The sequence below is a fragment of the Flavobacterium restrictum genome (assembly GCF_007097245.1).
Taxonomy (GTDB): Bacteria; Bacteroidota; Bacteroidia; order Flavobacteriales; family Flavobacteriaceae; genus Flavobacterium; species Flavobacterium restrictum.
Window position 1 is genome coordinate 140,655 of sequence record NZ_VJZT01000008.1, and the last position, 24,944, is coordinate 165,598.

General features: G+C 38.2%; 14 protein-coding genes and 1 pseudogene. 8 read left to right on the forward strand and 7 right to left on the reverse strand.

Annotated elements, in window-relative coordinates; genetic code table 11:
• Positions 1 to 2: 2 nt before the first annotated feature.
• The 3 genes from darT to FNW21_RS09440 form a co-directional block, all read right to left on the reverse strand.
• Positions 3 to 659 (reverse strand): type II toxin-antitoxin system toxin DNA ADP-ribosyl transferase DarT, encoded by a 657-nt coding sequence (gene darT / locus FNW21_RS09430; protein ID WP_144256491.1) that lies wholly within the window; start codon positions 657 to 659, stop codon positions 3 to 5.
• Between the two features lie 181 nt (positions 660 to 840).
• A complete protein-coding gene (mfd, locus tag FNW21_RS09435) occupies positions 841 to 4,209 on the reverse strand; it encodes a transcription-repair coupling factor (protein ID WP_144256492.1) in 3,369 nt (1,122 codons plus the stop codon).
• On the reverse strand, positions 4,202 to 4,804 hold the full coding sequence (locus FNW21_RS09440; RefSeq protein ID WP_144256493.1) for a hypothetical protein: 603 nt from the start codon (positions 4,802 to 4,804) through the stop codon (positions 4,202 to 4,204). Before FNW21_RS09440 ends, mfd begins: the two co-directional genes overlap by 8 nt.
• A 486-nt stretch (positions 4,805 to 5,290) precedes the next feature.
• Here FNW21_RS09440 and FNW21_RS09445 point away from each other — a divergent pair, with 486 nt between their 5' ends.
• From FNW21_RS09445 to FNW21_RS16530, 3 genes and pseudogenes are all read left to right on the forward strand, one after another.
• On the forward strand, positions 5,291 to 6,229 hold the full coding sequence (locus tag FNW21_RS09445; protein WP_144256494.1) for an L-threonine 3-dehydrogenase: 939 nt from the start codon (positions 5,291 to 5,293) through the stop codon (positions 6,227 to 6,229).
• Positions 6,230 to 6,308: 79 nt separating this feature from the next.
• Positions 6,309 to 8,054 carry a DUF885 domain-containing protein gene (locus FNW21_RS09450; protein ID WP_144256495.1) on the forward strand — a complete coding sequence of 582 codons (1,746 nt, stop codon included), beginning with the start codon at positions 6,309 to 6,311 and terminating at the stop codon, positions 8,052 to 8,054.
• 505 nt (positions 8,055 to 8,559) lie between these two features.
• Positions 8,560 to 10,122, forward strand: a pseudogene (locus FNW21_RS16530) (M3 family metallopeptidase).
• Between the two features lie 156 nt (positions 10,123 to 10,278).
• Here FNW21_RS16530 and FNW21_RS09465 read toward each other — a convergent pair.
• The 3 genes from FNW21_RS09465 to FNW21_RS09475 all read right to left on the reverse strand — a co-directional run bounded on the left by FNW21_RS09465 (position 10,279) and on the right by FNW21_RS09475 (position 12,129).
• Positions 10,279 to 10,716 (reverse strand): hypothetical protein, encoded by a 438-nt coding sequence (locus FNW21_RS09465; RefSeq protein WP_144256498.1) that lies wholly within the window; start codon positions 10,714 to 10,716, stop codon positions 10,279 to 10,281.
• 264 nt (positions 10,717 to 10,980) lie between these two features.
• Positions 10,981 to 11,910 (reverse strand): bifunctional riboflavin kinase/FAD synthetase, encoded by a 930-nt coding sequence (locus FNW21_RS09470; RefSeq protein ID WP_144256499.1) that lies wholly within the window; start codon positions 11,908 to 11,910, stop codon positions 10,981 to 10,983.
• Between the two features lie 36 nt (positions 11,911 to 11,946).
• The gene (locus tag FNW21_RS09475; RefSeq protein WP_144256500.1) at positions 11,947 to 12,129 is read right to left on the reverse strand and encodes a hypothetical protein; all 183 of its coding nucleotides are present in this window, start codon (positions 12,127 to 12,129) and stop codon (positions 11,947 to 11,949) included.
• Between FNW21_RS09475 and FNW21_RS09480 the strand changes: the two genes are divergently transcribed.
• Positions 12,128 to 14,791 (forward strand): zinc-dependent metalloprotease, encoded by a 2,664-nt coding sequence (locus FNW21_RS09480; protein WP_144256501.1) that lies wholly within the window; start codon positions 12,128 to 12,130, stop codon positions 14,789 to 14,791. The genes FNW21_RS09475 and FNW21_RS09480 overlap by 2 nt on opposite strands.
• A 255-nt stretch (positions 14,792 to 15,046) precedes the next feature.
• Here FNW21_RS09480 and FNW21_RS09485 read toward each other — a convergent pair whose 3' ends face one another.
• Complete coding sequence (locus tag FNW21_RS09485) at positions 15,047 to 15,730, reverse strand: hypothetical protein (RefSeq protein ID WP_144256502.1); 684 nt, start codon at positions 15,728 to 15,730, stop codon at positions 15,047 to 15,049.
• A 117-nt stretch (positions 15,731 to 15,847) separates the two neighbouring features.
• Between FNW21_RS09485 and FNW21_RS09490 the strand changes: the two genes are divergently transcribed.
• From FNW21_RS09490 to FNW21_RS09505, 4 genes are all read left to right on the forward strand, one after another.
• Entirely contained in the window at positions 15,848 to 16,084 is a 237-nt protein-coding gene (locus FNW21_RS09490; RefSeq protein ID WP_144256503.1) for a hypothetical protein, read from the forward strand.
• Between the two features lie 217 nt (positions 16,085 to 16,301).
• Positions 16,302 to 17,993, forward strand: coding sequence for a T9SS type A sorting domain-containing protein (locus FNW21_RS09495; protein ID WP_144256504.1), 1,692 nt, complete (start codon positions 16,302 to 16,304; stop codon positions 17,991 to 17,993).
• A 12-nt stretch (positions 17,994 to 18,005) separates the two neighbouring features.
• Positions 18,006 to 21,446: an RHS repeat domain-containing protein gene (locus FNW21_RS09500; protein ID WP_235889615.1), complete on the forward strand. Its 3,441-nt coding sequence runs from the start codon at positions 18,006 to 18,008 to the stop codon at positions 21,444 to 21,446.
• Between the two features lie 82 nt (positions 21,447 to 21,528).
• The coding region (locus FNW21_RS09505; RefSeq protein ID WP_221932060.1) for a DUF6443 domain-containing protein at positions 21,529 to 24,944 on the forward strand (3,416 nt) is incomplete at its 3' end.

The window sequence follows — 24,944 nt, forward strand, 5'->3', positions numbered from 1 at the left end:
TATTAAAAATATCCTTTTGGAATAACTTTTACTCTACTTTCTTCAACTCCCATTTCTACCAGTATGTTTTTTGCAGTTTCATTATAACATCCAAAGCCAATTATTAGCTCTGGATTTAAGTCATCTGAAATTAAAAATTCAGCTTGCTTTTTTCGTTTAATATTTAAATTTTCATTCCCCGCCCAATATTGTGCTTTAATAGAATTCCAATCAATTATTTCATTTAATGTATGGATTTTACTTTTATCATAAAATGAAGTATAATTGTTAGTTCCGTGTCCGTCACTAAAATAAAAATCTAAACCTGCTTCGATAATTTTATCAATTGAACAAACCAAATAAATAATATCTTCTGGTTTAGTAGCTTTTTCAACAAAATTACCTCCAATTTGAATAATGTAAAGCATTGGCATTTTTATACCAAAATAGAAAGGTATAAAGTCTCCAAGTTTTATACTTTTTGAATTTATATTCAAGAAATCACCATTATCAATAATTACCATTTTATTATCTCTGTTGTCTATCAAGCTTAAATCACCAACTTTAACAAAATTAGGGTTAGCATTTTTAGAATTTTTTTGAGTAATTCCAAATTCAAGAATATGCGGTATATTCTCAATATGTGTCATTCTATAAACAGCAGTTTTGATTCTATCCATAATCTTTCTGTTAAAAAAAATTTATTAAAATAATTTTCATTGAAAAAATTATTTGAGAATTATTTCCACAATATTAACTAATTCTTTTGTTTCCAAAACTCAAAAAAAGCGAAAATATATTTTAAAGCACTGATTATTAATCAAAATCAATAGCATAGTTTTACAACAAGAAATCCAGCATTTATTCCCCCCCCAATAACTCCATCAATTCCAAAGCTCTCCTAGTAGTTTTTACATTATCAAAAGTCAACAAAAGGCGTAATCCTGCCGGCGTTTGTTTTTCTTTCATGACACAAATACTACTATTTTTTTGGACAAAATCAATCATTTGCTTAAACCGTTTGGACGTATAATAATCCGATTGTTGATTGGCCACAAAATACCCAATCATCTTGCCTTTTTTCATCACCAGTTTCTCGATTCCCACTCGGGTAGCAATCCATTTGATGCGAATACTGTTCATCAACGCATTGGCTCTAGGCGGCATAGGACCAAAACGGTCAATCAATTTATTCTGGAAAACAACCAATTCTTCCTCGTTTTTTACCGTTCCTAATTCGTTGTACAAACTCAACCGTTCCGAAACATTATTGATGTATTCGTCCGAAAACAAGAGCTCAAAATCAGTGTCAATTTGTAAATCTTTAACGTATTCCTTTTCGACTCCACTATCTTCTGTTTCATACAAATCCTTGAATTCGTTTTCTTTCAATTCCTCGATGGCTTCGTTCATAATTTTTTGATAAGTATCAAAACCAATTTCGTTGATAAAACCAGATTGTTCGCCTCCCAATAAATCGCCCGCTCCCCGAATTTCGAGATCTTTCATGGCAATATTAAAACCGCTTCCCAATTCACTGAATTGTTCCAAGGCCTGAATGCGTTTTCGAGCATCATCGGTCATGGCAGAATACGGCGGACAAATAAAATAACAAAACGCTTTCTTGTTGCTACGTCCCACACGTCCCCGCATTTGATGCAAATCCGAAAGTCCAAAGTTATTGGCATTATTGATAAAAATCGTGTTGGCATTGGGTACGTCCAAGCCACTTTCGATGATGGTTGTTGCCACTAGAACATCAAATTCGCCATTCATAAAAGCCAACATCAATTCCTCGAGTTTCTTGCCTTCCATTTGGCCGTGACCTATTCCAACTCTGGCATTGGGCACCAATCGCTGAATCATTCCAGCAATTTCCTTAATGTTTTCGATGCGGTTATTGATAAAAAAAACCTGTCCGTTGCGCTGAATTTCATACGAAATCGCATCCCGAATTGTTTCTTCGCTAAAACCTACCACATTCGTTTCGATAGGATATCTATTAGGTGGAGGCGTCGTTATTACGGATAAATCACGTGCTGCCATCAACGAAAATTGCAGCGTTCTCGGGATGGGTGTTGCCGTTAAGGTCAGCGTATCAATATTGGCAGCGATGGTTTTGAGTTTGTCTTTTACGTTGACACCAAATTTTTGTTCCTCATCTACAATCAATAAACCAAGGTCTTTAAAAACTACATTTTTGTTGACCAATTGGTGGGTTCCAATCACAATATCGAGTTTTCCTTCGGCGAGTTGTTTGAGGGTTTCTGCTTTTTGTTTGGCGGTTCGAAATCGGTTTAAGTAGCCTATAGAAACCGGCATATCCTTCAATCTTTCGGTAAAAGTGCGGTAATGCTGGTATGCAAGAATTGTCGTTGGGACCAGAATTGCCACTTGTTTCGAGTTGTCTACCGCCTTGAAAGCCGCTCTGATGGCAACTTCGGTTTTACCAAAACCCACATCACCACAAACCAGCCTATCCATTGGGCGGTCGCTCTCCATATCGGCTTTTACCTCGGCGGTTGATTTAGTTTGGTCGGGCGTGTCTTCGTAAATAAAGGAACTTTCCAATTCGTTCTGTAAATAACTATCGGGTGCAAACTGGAATCCTTTTTCCAATCTGCGTTTGGCGTATAATTGGATCAAATTGAAGGCAATATGTTTGACTCTCGCCTTGGTTTTTTGTTTTAAAACTTTCCAAGCATTCGAACCCAACTTGTAAATTTTGGGAGGCGTTCCGTCCTTTCCGTTGTATTTTGAGATTTTATGTAGCGAGTGAATACTCACATAAACAATGTCATTATCAGCATACACGAGCTTGATGGCTTCTTGAGTTTTGCTTTCGACTTGTATTTTTTGTAAGCCTCCAAATTTCCCAATTCCGTGGTCAATATGCGTTACATAATCGCCAACCGAAAGTGTTGTCAGCTCTTTTAAAGTAATATTTTGCTTTTTCGAATAGCCATTTTTGATGCTAAATTTATGATACCGTTCAAAAATTTGATGGTCTGTGTAGCACGTAATCTGGTTTTCTTCGTCAATAAACCCTTGGTATATTGGCAAGACAACGGTGTGGTATTGCTTGCGAATATTCTCGGAATTGGCTTCGTCTAATGTTTCGAAAATGTCATGAAACCGTTTGGCTTGGGCATCATTCGAACAAAATAAATAATTTTTATAGTCGTTAAAATGGTTTTCGTTCAAATTATTCAATAACAAATCGAATTGTTTGTTGAACGACGGTTGCGGCTGAATGTGAAATTCAAATTTTTTGGTCGTTCTAAAAATAGCTTTTGAACTCCATTCCACTACCGAAAAATGGACTGCTCGCTGGATAAAAGCCGTTTGATTCAAGAATAATTCTTCCGGTTTGGCGTGTTTGATTTCTTGAGATAATTTCTCAAAAGCTTCGCCTGCTTTGGTAAATTGTTTGTCTAATTCGGCACATAAATTCTCGGTATTTTGGATAAAAAGCACCGTTTTTTCCGAAATATAATCCAAGAAACTTTCTCTACTCTGTTGAAAAACCTTGTTTTCGACATTTGGAATTATCGTGATTTTTTTTTGGATTTCTAATGACAATTGCGTTCCCACATCAAAGCTTCGAATACTATCGACTTCGTTACCAAAAAACTCAATGCGGTACGGATTATCATTCGAAAACGAAAACACATCGACAATCCCACCACGTACCGAAAATTCGCCCGGTTCGGTAATAAAATCTACTCTTTTGAACTCGTATTCGAACAACACTTCATTGATAAAATCGATAGAAATCTTATCGCCAACGCTCACTTTCAAGGTGTTTTTATCTAATTCTTTCCGAGTGACCACTTTTTCAAAAAGGGCTTCGGGATAAGTGACAATAATAGCTGGTTTTTTGCGGGAATTAATGCGGTTTAGGACTTCGGCACGGAGCAAAACATTGGCATTATCGGTATCTTCAATTTGGTACGGACGGCGGTAGGAGCCGGGATAAAACAGGACATCTTTGTCGCCCACGAGTGCTTCAAAATCATTGAGATAATAAGCGGCTTCTTCTTTGTTGTTCAAAATGACTAGAAAAGGCAGTTCGGTTTTCTTGAAAATGGCTTGTGTGACAAACGAAAACGCCGATCCCAAGAGCCCTTCGAGTTGCATTTTGGGAGCGGTATTATCCAGCAAAAAAGCCGAAATCTGTTTGACTTTCGGCGAATTAGTGTAAGTATTGTATAGAACGGTTTTACTCAACGTGAGGAATATTTTTCATGGTTAATCCATCTGGAATGGCTCGTGTGGTATCCTTCATTTTCAATAAATCGGATTCGCCTTCTTCTTTTGGAATTTTACTTTTTTCAACAATTTTATCCATTTGTCTTTGCAAAGAAGCCAATTGGACATTGATTTCGGAAACCAAAACCACCACTTTTTTCTCGGGGATATTATCCAAATGAATGTATAAATCGAGCAATCGTACTTGGGTAATCAACGCCGAAATTCTACTTTTTATAGCGGGATTGCTGTATTGTGGCGGAATGTTATCGTTGAGCGCTATTGCTTTTTTCGAAAGTGCTTTGGCTTTTTGCTGAAAAGCACCTATTGTTTTTTGGGGTTTTTGAGCAATTTCTTCCATAAAGGAACGCCATTGCACCCAAAAACCCATCGTAGATTGGGCAACATCATTAATAGGAGTATCATAAAACACCCAGCCTTTGTTGATTGTTGTGTAAATAACTTCCTTTTTTTTAGCGTCTTTTTCGTTTTCTATTTGGCGTTTTTGGTCGTCGTTTTTACACGAATTTAGTGCCAAAACTAACAAAAAGAACCCTAGTATTGTAACCCTCATGTTCGAATGTATTAAAGCGCAAAGTTACAAAGTAAATTTACAATATCGAATGCTGAATTATGCCATTCCTTTTAAAAAAAATAGTTCATTTTTTTTGGCAAAACAGCTTAATTGGTGACGGATCATTCGGAATGTAACCAGGGCATTCGCTTTTAAAAATTTTTCACCACAAATTCCACAAATTTTCACAAATTCAAAGTCTGTTTTTGGTATGTTTGAGTTAATTATGATGTTATTGACGGGTTCATTTTTGCGTAAATTTGTGTGATTTGTAGTTAAAGAAAATTATGCTTTTTAAAAGCGAATGCCGTGGAATGTAGCAGTAGAATCCAGTATCCTTTTATTTTTTTGTAATCGAAAAAAGAGAAACCATTGAAGCAAAGTCAATTTTTACCACAATTATTTTTTTTATTAAAATATAACAATTTTTAAAATATTGTTATATTTCTACAAAACGTTATATTTGTTCCTGATAAACGAAAGGGTATGAATCCAAAAATTTTAATCATTGGTGCATGCGGGCAAATAGGAACCGAGCTCACGCGCCAACTCCGGGAACTGTATGGGGTCGAGAACGTAATCGCTTCGGATATTCGGAAATTGAATAACGATGTGGTCAATTCGGGGCCGTTTGAGGTTATTAATGCGTTGGATTTTAATCAAATTGAGCATTTGGTCGAAATCCATAACATCACGGATATTTATTTGATGGCAGCTTTACTATCGGCAACAGCCGAAAAAAATCCTGCTTTTGCTTGGGACTTGAATATGAATTCGTTGTTTCACGTTTTGAATTTGGCGAAAGCCAAAAAAATAAAAAAGATTTTCTGGCCATCGAGTATCGCTGTATTTGGCCCTACAACTCCCAAAGAAAATACGTCGCAGTATACCATCATGGAGCCTTCGACGGTGTACGGAATTAGCAAGCAATCCGGCGAAAGATGGTGCGAATACTACAACCACGTTTTTGGGGTAGATGTACGTAGCGTGCGGTATCCCGGTTTAATTAGTTGGTCAACACCTCCCGGCGGTGGCACTACGGATTATGCGGTGGATATTTTTCACAAAGCACTTTTGGACAAAAAATACGACTGCTTTTTGACTGCCCAGACCAAAATGCCTATGATGTACATGGAGGACGCCATTGCCGCAACCATTCAAATTATGCAAGCACCCGCTGCTAAAATCAAAATCCGCTCTTCGTATAATTTGGCTGCCATGAGCTTCTCGCCTGCCGAAATTGCTAGGGAAATTCAAAAACACATTCCAGAATTTACAATTACCTACCACGCTGACTTTCGTCAAAAAATTGCCGATAGTTGGCCTGCCAGCATAAATGACGTTCAAGCCAGAGAAGATTGGGGCTGGAAACACAAATTTGACCTAGAAAGCATGACAACCAATATGTTGGGAAATTTAAAATAATCAAAAACCTCTTTTTTTTAGGGTATTTATGTCAAAAACGGTACTTTTAGATGCGCATTAATTTTAAAACCAATACACCATGAAAAAAATTATTCTACTGCAATTGGCACTTCTTTTTACTTTATTTAGTTGTACCAAAAAAAATACTGCAACAGGCGACACTGCTTTTGAAAAAGCATCCGAAGAATACCTCAAAGGCTATTTAGACTGGCGTCCGCAAACGGGAGTTTATCTAGGATTACATGATTATGACGGAAAAATAACCAACTATAGTAAGGCTTCAATTGCCGCGGAAGTCCTGCGTTTAAAAAAATACGACGCTCAATTTGCTGCGATAGATTCGAGTACTTTGAGTCCAAAAAAATACTACGATTGGAAAATGCTTCGTTCCAGCATCAAAAACGAGTTGTTCTCGATAGCGGATTTAAAAATATACACCAAAAATCCCATGACTTATGCCGGAGCTATTGATGTAAATATTTATGTGAAACGAAATTTTGCACCTATAGAGCAACAAATAAAATCGATTATCGCTATCGAAAAGGAAGCGCCAAAATTATACGAAGAGGCCAAAGCGAATTTGCAAGACACATTAGCAATTCCGCACACACAATTAGCCATTGCTATTGCCAGAGGTTCGGCTTCATTTTTGGGCAACGATCTTTTGGTGGCTTTGAAGGACGTCAAAAACGACTCTTTGATGAACGCTTTTACAGCAGCCAACACCAAAGCAATTGCTGCAATTAATGGGTATGCTGCTTTTTTGGAAAAAGAAAAACTGGCCAAAGCCAATAACAAATACGCCATTGGAAAAGAAAATTACCAAAAAATGTTGTTGTATGGCGAAGGAATTACGATGTCTGCCGATGCAATTTTGACCATTGGAATGCAAGAATTACAAAAAGAACAAACCGCTTTTAATGCTGCTGCAAAAATTATAAATCCCAACAAAAAACCCGTTGATGTCTATAACGAAATGCAAAAAGAACATCCCACAGCACAAAGTTTAATTCCGGGTGCCAGAAAAAATCTTGAAAATATTCGTCAGTTTTTACTCGATCATAAAATCATTACTATGCCATCCAAAGTGCGGGTAAAAGTAACCGAAACCCCCGCCTATGCTCGTTCTACTAGCACTGCCTCTATGGATACGCCGGGCCCATTTGAAACCAAAGCCACCGAGGCCTATTATTACATCACTCCCGTGGATCCTAAATGGACACCGCAACAACAGGAGGATTGGTTGGCACAATTTAATTTTTACACCACCGATGTCGTTTCTATACACGAAGCGTATCCTGGACATTACACCCAGTTTTTGCATCTAAATGCATCGGATGCTTCAAAAATTCAAAAGATTTTTGGCAGTTACGCCTTCATCGAAGGATGGGCACATTATACCGAAAAAATGATGCTTGATGCGGGTTATGGCAATACTGGTGATCCTATAAAAGCGGCAAAATACCGTTTGGCCCAATCAGGTGATGCGTTGTTGCGTATTTGCCGTTTGTGTGTTTCGGTCAAAACGCATTGCCACGGAATGACCGTTGATCAAGCTACTCAATTTTTTATGACTAATTGGTACCAAGGCGACAAACCTTCTCGACAAGAAGCGTTGCGTGGCACGTACGATCCGGGTTATTTGTTTTATACTTTGGGTAAATTGCAAATTCTAAAACTCCGTGACGATTATAAAAAACAAGAAGGAAGCAACTACAGCTTACAAAAATTTAATGATGCTATGCTGGATAATGGCATGCCACCCCTTCAAATAATGCGCGAGCTGTTGTTGAAAGACCCAAAATCGTGGCAAGCGATCTTATAGTTTTTGAGAAAAAAATAACCCCATTACCATTCCCATGAAAAAAATAATTATTAGCTCATTGCTGTTCCTAACCCAAGTTGGTTTTGCACAAAATATCCTGTTGCAACACGACAACAAAGCGATCAATTTTACCAAAGTGACTCCCGCAACGCTGCAGGAATCGGTTACTCTTGTCATAAAATCGTCCGATGAAAAAATCAAAAAAATAACCACTGTCAAAACCCAAACAATCGCAAATACGCTAGTAGCTTTTGATGATTTGCAGTATGAAATCACCGATTTATCAATGAAATTGGGTTTGATTTCATCGACCTATTCGGATGATGCTATTCGCAATATGGCGTATTCCGAAAGCGAAAAACTATCCGTTTATTCCAGCAATTTGAGTTTGAACGAACCGTTGTATAAAGCCCTAAAAAAGTTTGAAACTTCCCAAAAAAGCAAGTTGTCTGGCGCTCAAAAAAAGTTTCTATCGGAGGCGGTTATTTCTTTTGAAAAAAACGGAATGAAACTCAACAGTGCCCAAAGAAAACCCTTGGAAGCACTCAATAAAAAACTTATTGAACTAGGCAATGCCTTTGACAAAAACATAGCCGAAAGCAAGGATAGCTTGGTCTTTGATGCCAATGATTTAAAAGGAATTGATCCTGAAACCTTACTTTCGTGGCAACGACCTAACGGAAAATATGTTGTTGTCATTACTGGACCAAACGCCATCACCATCAGCGAAAATGCCGCAAATAGTACCACCCGAAAAAAAGTCTATTTGCACTACAAAGACAGAGCGTATCCGCAAAATATTGCCGTGCTGGACAGTTTGTTGTATTACCGAAACGCTTTTGCAAAAACGCTAGGATTCTCCTCCTACGCAGCCTATGCTTTGGTCGACAAAATGGCCGAAAAACCCGAAACGGTTTGGTCATTTGAAAATAATTTGGTTACCAAAATTACGCCTTTGGCAACCCAAGAAGTACAAACCATCACCAATTTCAAACACGAAATAGATCCTAACGAATCACCTGAATTTAATGCTTGGGATTTTGGGTATTACAGCAAAAAAATGCTGACCAAAAACTACCAGCTCAATAGCGATGAACTCAAAGAATACTTTGAAATGAATGCTACCCTAAAAGGAATGTTTACCGTGTATGAATCTTTACTCGGAATTCAAATAAAACCAGCTAGTAACATGCCTGTTTGGGACGCCAAAGTGCAAACGTATGAAATGTGGAGCGAAGGACACAAAATAGGTAGTTTTTATTTAGACCTTTTTCCTAGAGCCAATAAATACACCCATTTTGCCTGCTTTCCTATTAGCCAATACCTAAAAAGAGAGGCCAACGAATCCTTGCCACAAGCCGCCCTAATTTGCAATTTCCCAGAAGGAACTACGAATACACCGTCCTTGTTAGAACATCAAAACGTGGTAACCTTGTTTCATGAATTTGGTCATTTAGTGCATTAGTTGTTGTGCCATCCTGCTATTGCTTCTCAAAATTCTTTTGCCGTTAAAGGCGATTTTACCGAGGCACCGTCCCAGTTTCTTGAAAATTGGTGTTGGGAATATGATGCTTTAAAACTATTTGCCAAGAATTATAAAACGGGCGAAACGCTTCCTGTGGCTTTATTTGATAAAATGAAAAAAACCCAATTGGTCAACATTGGATCGAGTTATGTGAGACAAATGAGCTTGGGACTTATTGATTTCACCTACGAAGACCATTATCCCGAAACGCAAAAAAAAGGGGTGCTTGCCGTTTCTAAAGAACTTTCGGAATTAAGCCAAATTCCATTTGATGACAACAATCATTTTATATGCAGTTTTGGACATTTAAACAGTTACGGCGCTAATTATTATGGCTATTTATGGTCCAAAGTCTATGCACAAGATATGTTTTCGATATTCAAAAAAACGGGTGTAATGGATAAAGCAACTGGTATTAAATACCGAAAAGAAATCCTAGAAAAAGGAGCAACACTTCCTGAAATCGATATGGTCAAAAACTTTTTGGGAAGACAACCCAATTCCGATGCTTTTTTGTCATCGTTAGGAATCAAAAACGAGTAGTAATAGCATTAACAGAACAATAGTACCATTATCAATTCGAGCGCAGTCGAGAACCATTAAAGCCTCTCAACTTTTGCCCGTCTTGAGCGAAGTCGAAAGGCTCGATGTGACAAAAAAATTATTGGGCTATTTTATACGAGGACTGTTTATAAAATCTTAATCAGCTTTATGGCGGTCGTTGTAATACAATAACAGGAGCATGGTAACCACAACCGAAGAAGCAACTCCTTCAAAAAACAAACAAATACTATAGGTTTCAACAGATGGATTGCCACCAAACAAAAAAGTTTTGGATAAGGATTGCACATACGCATCTCCACCTTTCATGTAACTGTACACGATGAGCCCAATGATGCTCAAGAAAACACCAATTAAGGAGGTCAACATCGCTGATTTGGCATTATTTACAAGGTTTGTTTGACCGTCAGCAAGGTTCATAACAATTGTTTTGTTGACGCCATACAATACAAAAAGTGTATTGAAAAGCCGTAAATAAAACACATCCGAAAGTCCTAAAAGATTCATGATCAAAAAATAAACGCCAATCCCAACAAAAATACTGCTGCCGTTATACCACTCTCTAGATAATTTCATGTGATTGTTTTTTTTAGTTAATAATTAATTGATAAACAGTAAAGTACCTATCAAATTTACTAATAAATCAAACAACAAAATAGATTAATGGAATATAATACCAATACTGTTATAAAATAGTCGAATCTACTAGTACTTTTTCTCCAATACTTCCTAAAAAAAATAATTCGATAGCGAAGGCTATACAATGATTTTTTTCGTTGTCTTGAAAAAAAATAACTTCGCATCTTTGGGCTATTTTATAACAGTATTGGTATTAACAGTTTAAACGCGGGCTAAATAATCCAAAGCGGTTTCTTGATCTTGATTCAATTGCTCTTGAAGTGCCGCAACCGATTCGAATTTTTGTTCTGACCGGATTCTGTGTAGTACTGAAACGGTTATTTTTTGGTCATATAAATCGGCATCAAAATCAAAATAATGGATTTCTATAGTTAGTTGAGTGCCCTGAACAGTGGGATTAAAGCCTATATTCATCATCCCAAAAACAGTTTTTTGAGTCAGAATACTTTGTACCACATATACCCCATTTTGCGGAATGAGTTTGTAATCCTCTTCGATTTTTAAATTGGCAGTAGGAAAACCAATCGTTCGACCCAGTTGTTTGCCCTTGCTAACCGTTCCTGTTAATGGATAGTTATATCCTAAATAATCGTTGGCGAGTGTTATATTTCCGGCAGTAATTGCGTTTCTAATTTTGGTAGAACTAACTGAAATCGCATTTATTTCTTGCACCGTTATTTGTTCTACTTCAAAATCATATTGTTGGCCAAATGCCACTAGATCATCAATATTTGCGGTACGATTGCGACCAAAACGGTGGTCATGGCCAATGATAATTTTATGAATATGAAATTGATTGACCAAAATATTTTTGACAAACTCCTCGGCAGTAAGTCTTGAAAATTGTTCGTCAAAAGGATGAATTACCAGATTTTGAATCCCAATTTCTGTTAATAAATCGATTTTCTCTGGAATGGTATTGAGGAGTTTTATTTCTGATTTTTCCTGTAAAATCATTCTTGGATGCGGAAAAAAAGTAAGCACCAAACTTTCGTACGTATCGTTCTGGGTGTTTTGAGTCAGTTTTTCAAGAATTTTTTTGTGACCAAAATGAACTCCATCAAAAGTCCCCAAAGTAAGAATCGTTTTCTTGCTAGAGGTAAAATCGGTAATAGAATGAAAAATCTTCAAAGCAACTGTTTTATGATTTTGCAAATTTATACTATCTTATCTTAAAAGTGATGTATCGGTTGCGATTTTAGATGCTTTTTGATTGTATTTTAGAAAAATAGCAATTAAAATCACAACCTCTTGGCTTGAATTTGGGAATTTATGCACTAAATGTAACAGGCAACCAATTCCGTTTGAAATAAATGCCTTATTTTTGAAGTTCAAAATAAGATATATCATGAATAAAGTAGTCCTTTTTATAGTATTTATTGGTTGTTCTTTTGGGCTTCAAGCACAAAACAATGCCATTTGGAAAAGCGTGACCCGTGACCCAGCGTCAGTTTCAGCACGAACCGATTCAAAAGAAAACCCTGATGTTAAATTGTATTTTGAGTTGGATGCTGTTGCTCTTGAAACAATACTCGAAAAAACGCATACCAAAACCGAAAAAAACAGTGCAGTTGAAGTTGTAATTCCTAACATGAAAGGTGTTTTGGAACGGTATTTAGTTCGTGAATCTTCCAATTTTGATGCGCAACTACAAGCAAAATATCCCGAAATTAGAGCGTATGTAGGCACTGGAATTACCGATGCTAAAGCGTCCTTACATTTTAGCCTATCGCCAAAGGGAATTCAAACCATGGTTTTGAGAGCCGATAATGCTACCGAATTCATTGAGCTCAACGAAAATACTACCAAACAATATATTCTTTTTGATTCAAAAAACAGAAAAACAGGAACGCTCCCTTTTACATGCAAAACCGAGGATAAAGTCATAAGCAAAAACTTATTTAATAAAACTGTAGGCACAAAGGCGAATAACAAAGTGTTCAAAACACTTAAATTAGCCTTGTCCTGCACAGGTGAATATGGCGTGTATCATGGCGGTACCGTTGCCCTTGCACTTGCGGCGATGAATGCTACCATGACTAGAGTAAACGGTATTTTTAATAAAGATTTGGCTGTAAAACTAGTATTAGTTGCTAATAATGAGTTGGTTATTTACACCGATCCGGCAACAGATCCGTACACAACCGTTGTTAAAAATGCGCCTGCAGCTTGGAACGATGAATTAGAAACCGCTTTAAATGGTGCTATTGGAGTAGGTAATTATGATATTGGTCATTTATTTGGTGCCACAGGTGGTGGTGGTAATGCAGATTGTATTGGTTGTGTGTGCGATACAGGCAAAGGAAGAGGGTACACCTCTCCTTCAAACGGAGTGCCAAAAGGAGATACCTTTGATGTCGATTTTGTAGCACATGAAATGGGACATCAATTAGGAGCTAACCACACATTTTCATTTGACGGTACCGAAAGATCTGGGGTAAATGTAGAACCTGGAAGCGGCTCTACTATTATGGCGTACGCTGGAATTACCGATTATAACGTCCAAAACAATTCCGATGATTATTTTGCTTATGCTAGTATTTTACAAATTCAAAACAACCTTACTAACAAAGCTTGTCCCGTAAGTGTTGCCATCAATAATGGTACTACTACCGTAAGTGCAGGCGCTGATTATACGATACCAAAAGGAACTGCTTTTAAATTAACTGGGACTGGTGGCGGTACCAATGTAAATTCCCTCTCCTATTGTTGGGAAGAAAATGATTCGGCTTTGACAGCGGATAGCGGCGGAGCCAATAGCATTACGTACAGCACCAAAACCGACGGATCACTATTCCGATCTTTCAAGCCTAATAGCTCCCCCGTTCGCTATTTTCCAGCGTTGAGTAGAGTGGTTGCTGGTCAATTGAGCAGTACATGGGAATCTGTTCCTACGGTTGCCAAAACCCTCAAGTTTGTGCTGACCGTTAGGGATAATGCCGCTTTGGGTTTAGGACAAACCGCTAGCGATAATGCAGTCGTTACCGTAAGTGGAACTGTAGGTCCATTAACCATAACTTCACAAAATGTGGCTAATACGACTTGGGCACCAAGTTCCAGTCAAACCATAACTTGGGCTGTAAATAACACCAAAAATTTAGTTGGTTCAGCCAATGTAAATATCAAACTTTCTACTGATGGCGGTTTGACTTTTCCAACTGTTTTAGTTTCGAATACCCCAAATGACGGTGCAGAAACAATAGTAGTTCCTACAACAACAGCTACAAATTGTAGGATTTTGATAGAGCCAACAGCCAATATTTATTACGCCATAAACAGCAGTCCTTTTTCTATAGGGTACGCAGCCGTTTCATCTTGTGACACCTATACCTTTCAAGCCCCGTTTGCTATTCCGGAATCAGCAACATATACCACTAGAACAATTGTTGTCCCTGCTACGACAGCAACGATTGTAGATGTAAATTTCAATGTTGATTTTACACATTCGTATATGGGTGATGTGCAAATGGAAATTGTGAATCCGCTAGGAACAACCGTTAAATTGTTTGACAGGGATTGTTCGAGTACCAATAGCAGTTTATCTTTAAAGTATGATGATCTTGGCGGATTGATTTCCTGCAATGATGCCATTACACAAACGATTGCTCCTGCTAATCCTTTAAGTGTTTTTAATGGTTTAAACCCAAGCGGAACTTGGACTTTTAGGATTCGGGATGCTTTTGTAGGAGACACAGGAACTTTAGATGCTGCATCGGTTTCAATTTGCACCAAAACCTATACGTTAGGCGATGCTGATTTTGAGATAAATGATTTTGTTTTATATCCAAATCCAAACAAAGGAAATTTTACCATCCAATTTAATAGCACGTCAAATTCTGGAGTCAAAGTACAGGTAACTGATTTGTTAGGAAGAACCATTTATGACAATACCTTTGCGGGAAAATCTAATTTTAAGGAGCAAATCCAACTAAAAAATGCCACTACCGGAATATACGTATTGACGGTACTAGACGGTCATCGCAAAGTAGTAAAAAAGATTGTTGTGGAATAAAACACTGTTTTTTGTTTCCAAATCAGTTCGCTGGAGTTTCAAAATTAGGCAGGTGGTAAAACAGCAACTGGAATACGCCTATTTATATCAAATACAAAACATTTATTGAATGTTTAAAACAGTAGTTTTATATAAAAATGTATCGTTAAGCAGTATTGGTATGAATCCCTAAATCCCTCAAATTTTCATAAAAAAACCCTTCCCATCTTAAATGTAGACGGAAAGGGTTTTTAATTTTAAAACTTGTAACCAAGTCTATGAGGTCACACTAACAGTAACTACATCACTCCACAAACCAACTTTTTCGTCGTTGAGCAAGTAGATGGCTCTGTATTTCCAAACAGCACTTTGACCTTGTGCGGGCATGGTGGAATTGTCTATAAAATCAGGGTGAAAATCTTTATCAAGGGTTACAAAACCTGCACCGCTGTCTTTCTCGATTAGGATACCACCGAATTTTCCTTTCTTCCAGAGTAGGTTTACTTGTCCGCCACGCATAACGGTTTTTAGGGTAGGTTGAGCCGAATCTAAATTTACTCTTTGGGTGTTTGTCATTTCGATTCCTAAATTCTGACCAATAGCAGTAGTGTAGCTTTGGTGGGCTTTGATGCGGTTAACCATCGTAGTAAAGCGGGTGACCACCCCAGGAGGTACAACGGGCTGCGTGGCATCTAGCACGGGAGCTGGAGGCGCAGTATTGCTCGTTACGTTCGATTCTCCTTTTTTGAGAATGTTCTTGAAGGTAGTCCAATTCTTTTTGTAGGTTTCAATTTTTTTGAAATTGGTAACGGACCAAGCCAAATAAATCCCGTCGGCTTTGATGCTCGTTACTTCGGCAGCAGTGATGCCAAAAGCAACATTGTAAGTGTCAATTTTTGAAGTAAAATTAGTCAACTGAAGGGCTAATTTCTCATCTGTTTGTTCTAAATACGAATTCATATAATTTTTTTTAATTGTTAATAGTGCTAGACAAAAATCAATAACTAAACCAATATGCTGTCATAAAACATAATTTATTGTTAAAAATACTACATTACGATTATTAGCTTATTTTGTATGTATTTCACGATCAAGTCTATTGCGAAAAGATTTTATACACTCAAAAACTATTTCATAGCACTCAATAATCATTTTGTAGCACTCAAAAACTATTTTATAGCGCTCAATAATCATTTTATAGCACTCAAAAACTATTTTGTAGTGCTCAAAAACAATTTAGTACTGCTCAAGAATCATTTTGTAGCACGCAATACCTTTTTTGCAGCACTCCAGAATTATTTTGCAGTGACCTAAAAATAGTTTCCACCCATTGGTTGCAAACCAAAACCGCTGTAATCCTAGTCATACCTTGGATAGTTAGCTTTAAAACGGGATAATTTGCAATTGTATCGCATGTTAAAAAATCACTAATTTCCGGTATTGTGTACCTGTTTTATTAGCAATACTTTAGCGTCGAAACAATAGCTTCAAACGAACCCTACGATGCTATACCTACCCTAAATATCTAACCATGAAAAAAAATTACCTACTGCTATTCCTTTTTCTTACCGCTTACTGCATTCAAGCCCAAGACATTCTCTGGGAGAAATCCTATGGAGGCAAGAACCCCGAATATTTATTTGATGCCCAGCCCACGGCTGATTATGGTTTTATCCTTGCGGGGAGTTCGCTCTCTAATAAAACGGGTAATAAAACCGAGGACAACCATGGTGACTTGGATTATTTTATTTGGAAAATGAAAGAAAACGGCGATCTTGATTGGCAAAAAAGCATAGGCGGTAGCGGTTTTGACCTTTTGCAAAGCATCAAGAACACTAGAGATGGCGGCTTTATTCTGGCGGGTTCCTCTACCTCCTCTGTGAGTTTTGAAAAGAAAGACAGCTGTAGAGGCAATACTGATTTTTGGGTAGTCAAACTCGATGCCAAAGGCAATGAGCAATGGCAAAGAACACTAGGTGGTAGCGGACAGGACGAATTAGTATGTGCTTTTCAGACCAAAGATGGTGGCTATGTGTTGGGTGGATCGAGTAGTAGCAGCCCAAAAGGCAGTTCCAATTCCAATCTCAATGACAATTCCAATTCCAATTTCAATTTCAATTCCAATGACAACAAAGAAAAGGGAATAGACACAAAACCCGATGGATTTGCCAAAACAGAAAAAAGCCGTGGCAATATGGATTATTGGATAGTGAAGCTAGACAAAATGGGGGTGGTCGAGTGGCAAAAAACATACGGTGGGGAATATGCTGACTTGCTCCGAAGTATGGAACAAACCAAGGACGGTGGCTACATACTAGGCGGGTATTCGAACTCCGCCATCTCGGGCGATAGAACCGAAGCTCTACACGGCATAGGCGATTTTTGGATTCTAAAAGTCAGTAGTACGGGGGTTGTCGAATGGCAAAGAGCCTATGGCGGCGATGGCGACAATCAATTGTATGTCCTGCATCAAACGGAGGATAACGGCTATATAGCTGGTGGCAACTCCAATAGCACTACCCCACTAACGGCCAAAGGCGGTACAGTAAGCAGCGGTACAGATTATTGGGTTTTGCAACTCGATACCACGGGAAATGTGGTGTGGAGCAAGACTTATGATTTTGGCAAAGTAGATATTCTCACCTCATTGGTCGAGAACAAAGACCATACCTTCTTGATAGGAGGCTATTCCTGTCCTTCCACCTCACTAGGAACGGGACTGAAAATTGCCAAAGACAAAAACGGAATTAATGATTACATCGCCCTCAAGATTAGTGCTACTGGCGAGTCACTCTGGGACAAAACGGTAGGAAGTAGCGGCGAAGATATTTTGCGCAAACTCATTGAAACCCGAGATGGGGGCTACCTCTTGGCAGGCACCTCTAATGGGAATGCCTCCAAAGACAAAAATGGATCCTTGGGGAGCAATGATTTTTGGGTAGTAAAACTCAAAGACAAGAAAAAACCGCTAGAGGTCAAAGCCAACATCGAAGCCATCCCAAATCCTGCCGCAACCTTTACCAACATTATCATTGGGTATGAGTTCGAAAGCGGAACAGCAACAGTAGTAGACCTCGCAGGACGCATTTTGCAACAATTTGCCATTAGCAGCCGCACTGTTCCTGTAGACATGAGCCGCTACCCTGATGGGATTTATGTGGTCAATATCAAGACCAATGTGCAAAGTGACGGGGTTAAAGTGATTAAAAAAGGAGGGAATTAAAAGCAACTACCGATGAAAAAAAATAAAAATAGACAAACACCAACAATGAAAAAAATAGTCAACCATTCCTGTATTGCAACCCTACTCTTTTGTATGCAAATTGCAGTAGGTCAGGTCAACACTGATTTGCGTCCCGCAGTCAAATCCCCAGAGGTAAATAAATTTGAGCAATACCTCAATATGCCCGTAAACCTAGTCTCGGGAACACCACAAGTGAGTATTCCTATCTACACCCTAGAATACGGAGGTATGTCCTTACCCATTTCGTTAGAGTATGACGCTAGTGGGGTAAAAGTAGAAAGTATAGCCTCCTCTGTGGGGCAAAACTGGAGTTTGAATGTGGGTGGCGTAGTGAGTAGAATAGTAAAGGGAGCACCTGATGAGGGATATGTAGGTAATGCCTCTAGTCAATTAAATGTAAGCGGCTATTATAAAGATTATGGATTGACAAAACTGGATTCTGAATTGGCTGTTTTTCCAGCAGGGCTTGGCAGTAGGTATTCGCAATTTAATTGGTGGCTGGAAGATGTTAATTTAGGATTAAAAGATTCTCAACCTGATTTGTTTTATTTTAGCACACCAGAAGGTGGAAGTAAGTTCGTTTTTAATGAATTACGAGAAATTGTTTATACTGAAAATACCGATTTTATTATTAAAGAAGATTTTATTCCCAATTATTTCAGGACTTGGCTTGTGACCTCCCCAAATGGTAATAAATATAAGTTTGGTTTAAGCACAGGAACAAATTTTGGGTTAAACAATGCTGTCGAAAAAAATTATACAAATCAATCCATCGATGAAATCGTTTTTGATAATAATTTCACCATAAATTCTTGGTTCTTAACAGAAATTTCAAATTACACGAATCCTAATGTAATTCAATTAGAGTATGTTACTAATAATTACTCACATACAATAATTAACAAACCAACATCTAAAGGTCCTTTATGTACTCCAAAACTGATTCCCAATGTTTGTCCTTTAAGCGAGTCAGCTTATAGTCAATTTGCTGAAAACCCTGTGAATTCAACTTCACAAAATCACATTGTCTCGAAATTAATTAGCAAAATTAAAGCAGGTAAAACCGAAATTAATTTTATTTATGGCAATCGTGATGATTTAACACCTGAATTAGGAGTTACCCCACAAAGGCTAAATGAAATTCAGATAACAGTAATTGATCCTGTTGCCGCAATTGCAGTATGCGTCAAGAAAATAAAATTCAATTACACTACCGTTCAATCATCAATAACAAATCAATCCGTTAATATTACTGACTTAAAAAGATTGCAACTCAACAGTATGGCAGAAATGAGCTGTGACGAAAAAGTAGTAAAAACACATACGTTTGTTTATAATACCACGTCATTGCCTAGTAAGCTTTCTTTCGCTCAAGACAAATGGGGGTATTATAACGGTAAAACAAATCCCTCCCTGTATCCCGCAAATGGAATAACAATTAGTTCTAATTTGTATGCAGATAGAAATGTGGATTTCGTGTATGCTAAAGCAGGAGCTTTAGAGAAAATAATTTATCCTACAAAAGGGGCAGTTGAGTTTAAATATGAACAACATAAAACGGAGGAGCCACTTGATTATTATTATGACATTAACAATCCTTTATTACCCTTTTTAACAACAGCTACATCAACACAATCTACAACGGGTACCTATTCTTCTGTTTTCACTTATAATTCAGCTGCTGCAGAGACATTACTTTTACAAGCCTCTTTTTCTTACAATCCAACAGGAGGAGCAGGTTGTGGTCCAAGTAATGATGTTGCGGCTCAAGTAATGGATAATGTGACAAATACAATTGTAGCGCAAATTAATTACCAAAGTTTAACCTTTTCAAAAACAGTATTGCTCCCTATTGATAAAAAGTTGTTAGTCAATCAGAGACAATATACGCTAATAGTAAAAGGATATGGTGGGGCAAATGGGATGAATTACATGTGTAATATTTGTTCAGGAACTGTTAAAAGGATTCCTATAATTCCTATTTATGATGTTGGGGGGTTACGTATAAAAAATATAATTCATAGCGATTTTGACAATTCGATTATAAAACAAACTAGCTATACTTATTTTCAACCTAAAATTGTCAACAATCCAAAACTTTTTTATAAAACAGAATGGAATGTTAGTAATAGTAAATTTTTAACTAATTTTTTTAGCGCTGTTCCCGCAAATGCTTTAGCGTTTAATCAAATTTTGGTTAGTGAGAGTAATAGAACAGGATTTGATATAGGTTCGTATTACGATTTTTCAACAGGGACAGATCCTTTAGACATCAATTTTATAGGACCAAATATTTCGTATGCAGAAGTTGATGAAACAGATGGTAATGGAATAACAAAGCATTTGTTTAATAGATATAAAAATTATTTTGAATTGAATAGTTTTAGTTCTGATTATGGACTGCCAGCTGAACCTAAATTTCAGTCGATTTTAGCTGGTGAGAAACAAAGTGTTACAAGGTATGATGCAAATGGAAATGTTGTAAAACAAAATAATTATGATCATAATTATTCTACTACTGAAACAAGTGTAAAAGGACTAATTACAAAAGTAAGAAATGATAATCAAGGCCTTGTGTTGCTTTTTAATATATATAAAATCCAAGGCCAAATAAAAACCCTAAAAACCGAAACCGAAACAACCCGACTAGGCGGACAAGACGTAACAACGACTATGGACTATGAATACCGTCCCGATAACAAGCATTTTCAGCCTATAAAAACAACCCTGACCGATAATGCAGGTACTCAAAAACTCATTACCCAAATGTATTATCCAGATGATATGGGAACGGCACCTTATATGGCGGATTTATTGATTCAAAATAGAAAAGCGACCCCCATACGAGTAGAAACTTTTAGAGGGACAACCGCCGCTACAGACAAACTATCCGAGCAACAAACCGTTTATGCCATGGACGCCACAACAAGTAATCTCGTATTGCCCAAGAGTGTTTATGCTGCTAAATTCCCTAATTTCAACACCCCCATTACAACGCCAAATGTAGGCGCATTAGAGAAAAAAGTAACCTCGGATTTGTATGACGCTAGTGGGAATCTACTGCAATTCACTCCTGATAGCGGTGTGCCCGTAGCCCTAATCTGGGGGTACAATAAAACCCAACCCATTGCCAAAATTGAGAATGCTACTTATAGCCTTGTAGCATCTCTAGTAGCTAATTTACAAACCATTTCAGATACGGGTACCGAGGCCAGTTTGCTTGCCGCACTAACCACTTTTAGAAATACTGCATCCCTGTCAAGTGCTATGATTACCACTTACACCTATATTCCCTTGGTTGGTGTGAGTACCATTACAGATCCCAAAGGCGATAAGATAACCTACACCTACGATGCGTTAAACCGCTTGAAATGGGTAAGGGACAAAGACGGCAACATTTTGAGCGAAAACCAGTACCATTATAAAAACTAAAAAATTCATTTCTTCTAATACATTAAACCTTTCGGAGCTGTAATTAGCAAATAAGCAAAGACAGGAAAAAAAACTGACAAATATGAAAAAAACAATAGTTACTTTGTTGTTACTTGTATTTACGTGTACTATTAGTGCACAGGACTATTTTTTGGACAGTGATCACGATGGCTATGGCAATCCTGGAGTAAGACAAACCCAGCCAGTTAATGGCTTTGTTTCTAATTCAGGAGACCCAGACGACAGCAATCCATGCGTGCCCAATAGCAGTAATTGTGGTTATTTCCATGTAGATAATGATGCCGATGGTTTTGGTGCAGCCGCTACATCCTACGGACTTTTAACCACTGCCAATCGGCTTGTTAATGGTCTTGATTGTGATGATACCAATGCGGCAATTAATCCCAACACCATTTGGTATCTTGATGCTGATTTAGATGGTTTTGGTACTGGAATCGCAATACAACAATGCGTGAAACCTACTAATGGAGTCTTAAATAATTTGGATTGTGATGACACAAAAGCAACTATCAATCCCAATACTACCTGGTATATTGATGCTGATTTAGATGGTTATGGCACAGGAACTGCGATAAAACAATGTGCTAAACCTACTAACGGTGTTTTAAATAATTTAGATTGTAACGATGCGTTAGCTACTATTGGAGTTGCTAAAACTTGGTATATCGATGCTGATGCAGATGGATTTGGAGAAACAACAACACAAGTATCCTGTACCCAACCAGCAGGTTATGTGGCTAACGGTTTAGACAAATGCCCTGGGATAAAAGGAACAATATTGGGTTGTATTGTTCCTACGGAGAGTAGTGGTTTTGCTAGTGATCAAAATTACATCATTACAGCGATACCCAAAATTGCAACAACTAGTTTGCAACAACTAACCAATGGTCAAGATGTAAATATGAACATCACTTATTTTGATGGCTTGGGTCGCCCCAAACAACAAATTGCAAATGCCCAATCAGGCACAGGTACTGATGTGATTACACACATAGAATACGACACCTACGGGAGACAAACCAGAGAGTACCTGCCCTATGTTTCCTCCCAAACCTCCATGGCGTATACAGATGGTGTAACCCTAAAAAACAATACGGTAACTAAATATGGTGTGGCAAACCCATTCTCGGAAAAACTCCTCGAATCCTCGCCACTCAACCGAGTCCTCAAGCAAGCCGCACCCGATACCGATTGGAAATTAGGAAATGGACACGAAATAAAGCTAGACTATCAAACCAACACAACCACCGATGCCGTCAAGCGGTATACAGCGAATGCGACCACACCAGCAGCAGGCGTATGTACCATTGGACTTGTAACGTATGGCGATTATGCCATAAACCAACTCTACAAAACCATAACCTACGACGAGAACACCGCCGCAACACCCAGCGAAGCCAACGGCTCCACCGTAGAGTTCAAGAACAAGGAAGGACAAGTCGTACTCAAACGCACCTATGATAACCTCATAAAACACGACACCTACTACGTTTATGATCAATACGGCAACCTAACGTATGTGTTGCCACCGCTCGTAACAGCTCCCGCCACACAACTAGACGATTTATGTTACCAGTACAAGTACGATTCCCGCAACCGCCTAGTCGAGAAAAAAATCCCTGGCAAACAATGGGAATTCATTGTATACGATAAACTGGATCGTGTGGTAGCTACTGGACCAGCGTTTTCGCCCTTTAGCGATTCAGCCGCAGGAGTAGTAGGCTGGATGATTACAAAATACGATGTGTTCAATAGACCCGTTTACACCGGTTGGGAGCAAGCTACAACGGTAACGAGTACGGGTAGAATGGCCAAACAAACCACCATGAATGGACTCACGACCATCAGCGAAAGCAAAAGTACAACAGTAAATAATACCTTTGATGTTACCGGAGTAGCCTATTATAGTAATGCGGTAGTGCCTACCACTTTTAAGCTATTAACAGTCAATTATTATGATGATTATGCTTTTTTTTCCTTTTCGCCTGTCATAACCTATGCTGCTCCTGTAGCCTACAACAACAGTACCCTAAAACCCAAAGGCTTGCCCACAGGTTCGTGGGTACGGGTACTCACAACACTAGCGTCTATGACAGGTGAAAAAAGTTATGTTTTGTACAATGCCAAAGCCAGACCCGTACGCACCTACAGCACCAACTATCTAGGTGGGTACACTCAAGTAGACAATTCCCTTGATGCGTTTTCAGGCAAGCTGAACTATACCGAAACCCGACACAAACGGCTATTTGCTGACCCGACAGAGTTATACACAAAAGATAGTTATACCTACACCCCACAAGACCGTATAGTCACCCACACCCATCAAATAGGGACAGGAACACCGCAACTTTTAGCAGCCAATACCTACAACGAACTCGGGCAATTAATTAGCAAAAACGTAGGGAATACAGTAGCCTTGCCTTTGCAAAAAGTAGATTATAGTTATAACATACGGGGGTGGCTCACGGGAATAAATAATGTTGCTGATTTAAAACCAAGTTCAGAAAAAGATTTGTTTGGGTTTAAGATTAATTACAACAAAGTCGAGGGTGATGCCAGCGTAGCGAACAAACTCTATAACGGCAATATTGCCGAAACTTCCTGGAGTACATCAGCAGTAGTGCGCACCTATGGCTATAAATACGACAACTTGAACAGATTAAAAGACGCAACCTATCAAAAAGCGGGAGCAGTCACTTATGGCTTTGACGAAAACCTAACCTACGACAAAAACGGCAATATCCTAACCTTAAGGCGCAAAGGCGGTAGTGACCCACAAGCGGGAGCTATGCTCATAGACGACTTGACTTATGTTTATAAAGCTACAAGTTCTAACCAACTCCTAAAAGTAACAGATGGTCCAAGTGGTAATGATGCCCAAGGTTTTGTTGACGGGAATAAAACAGGCGATGATTTTACGTATGACAATAATGGCAATTTAATAAGCGATAATAACAAGACCATTACTGCCATAACCTACAACCACCTCAATTTGCCTACCAAAATTACATTTGCAACAAAAGGAAACATTGTCTATATTTACAACGCTCTAGGGCAAAAGGTGGCAAAAACGCTAACCAATATGACCGCACAAACCATAACAAGTACGGATTATTTGGGAGGGTTTCAGTATCAAGCAATGAATGTTTTACCCACACCAAGGCTTCAATTTTTCTCAACTGCAGAGGGATATGTAAATAATTCTGCTGCACCAGGTGCAGCATGGATTTTTAAATATGTGTACAACTACACAGATCATTTAGGCAATGTAAGGTTAAGTTATAGCGACGCAAATAATGACGGTGCAATTGCAACCACCGAAATCGTTGAGGAAAATCACTATTACCCCTTTGGGCTCAAGCATAACGGGTATACAACAGCAGTTAGTAGTAATTACAAATATCGATATAACTCCAAAGAATGGCAGGATGAGCTTTCTTTAAATCTATATGACTATGGTGCAAGGAATTACGACCC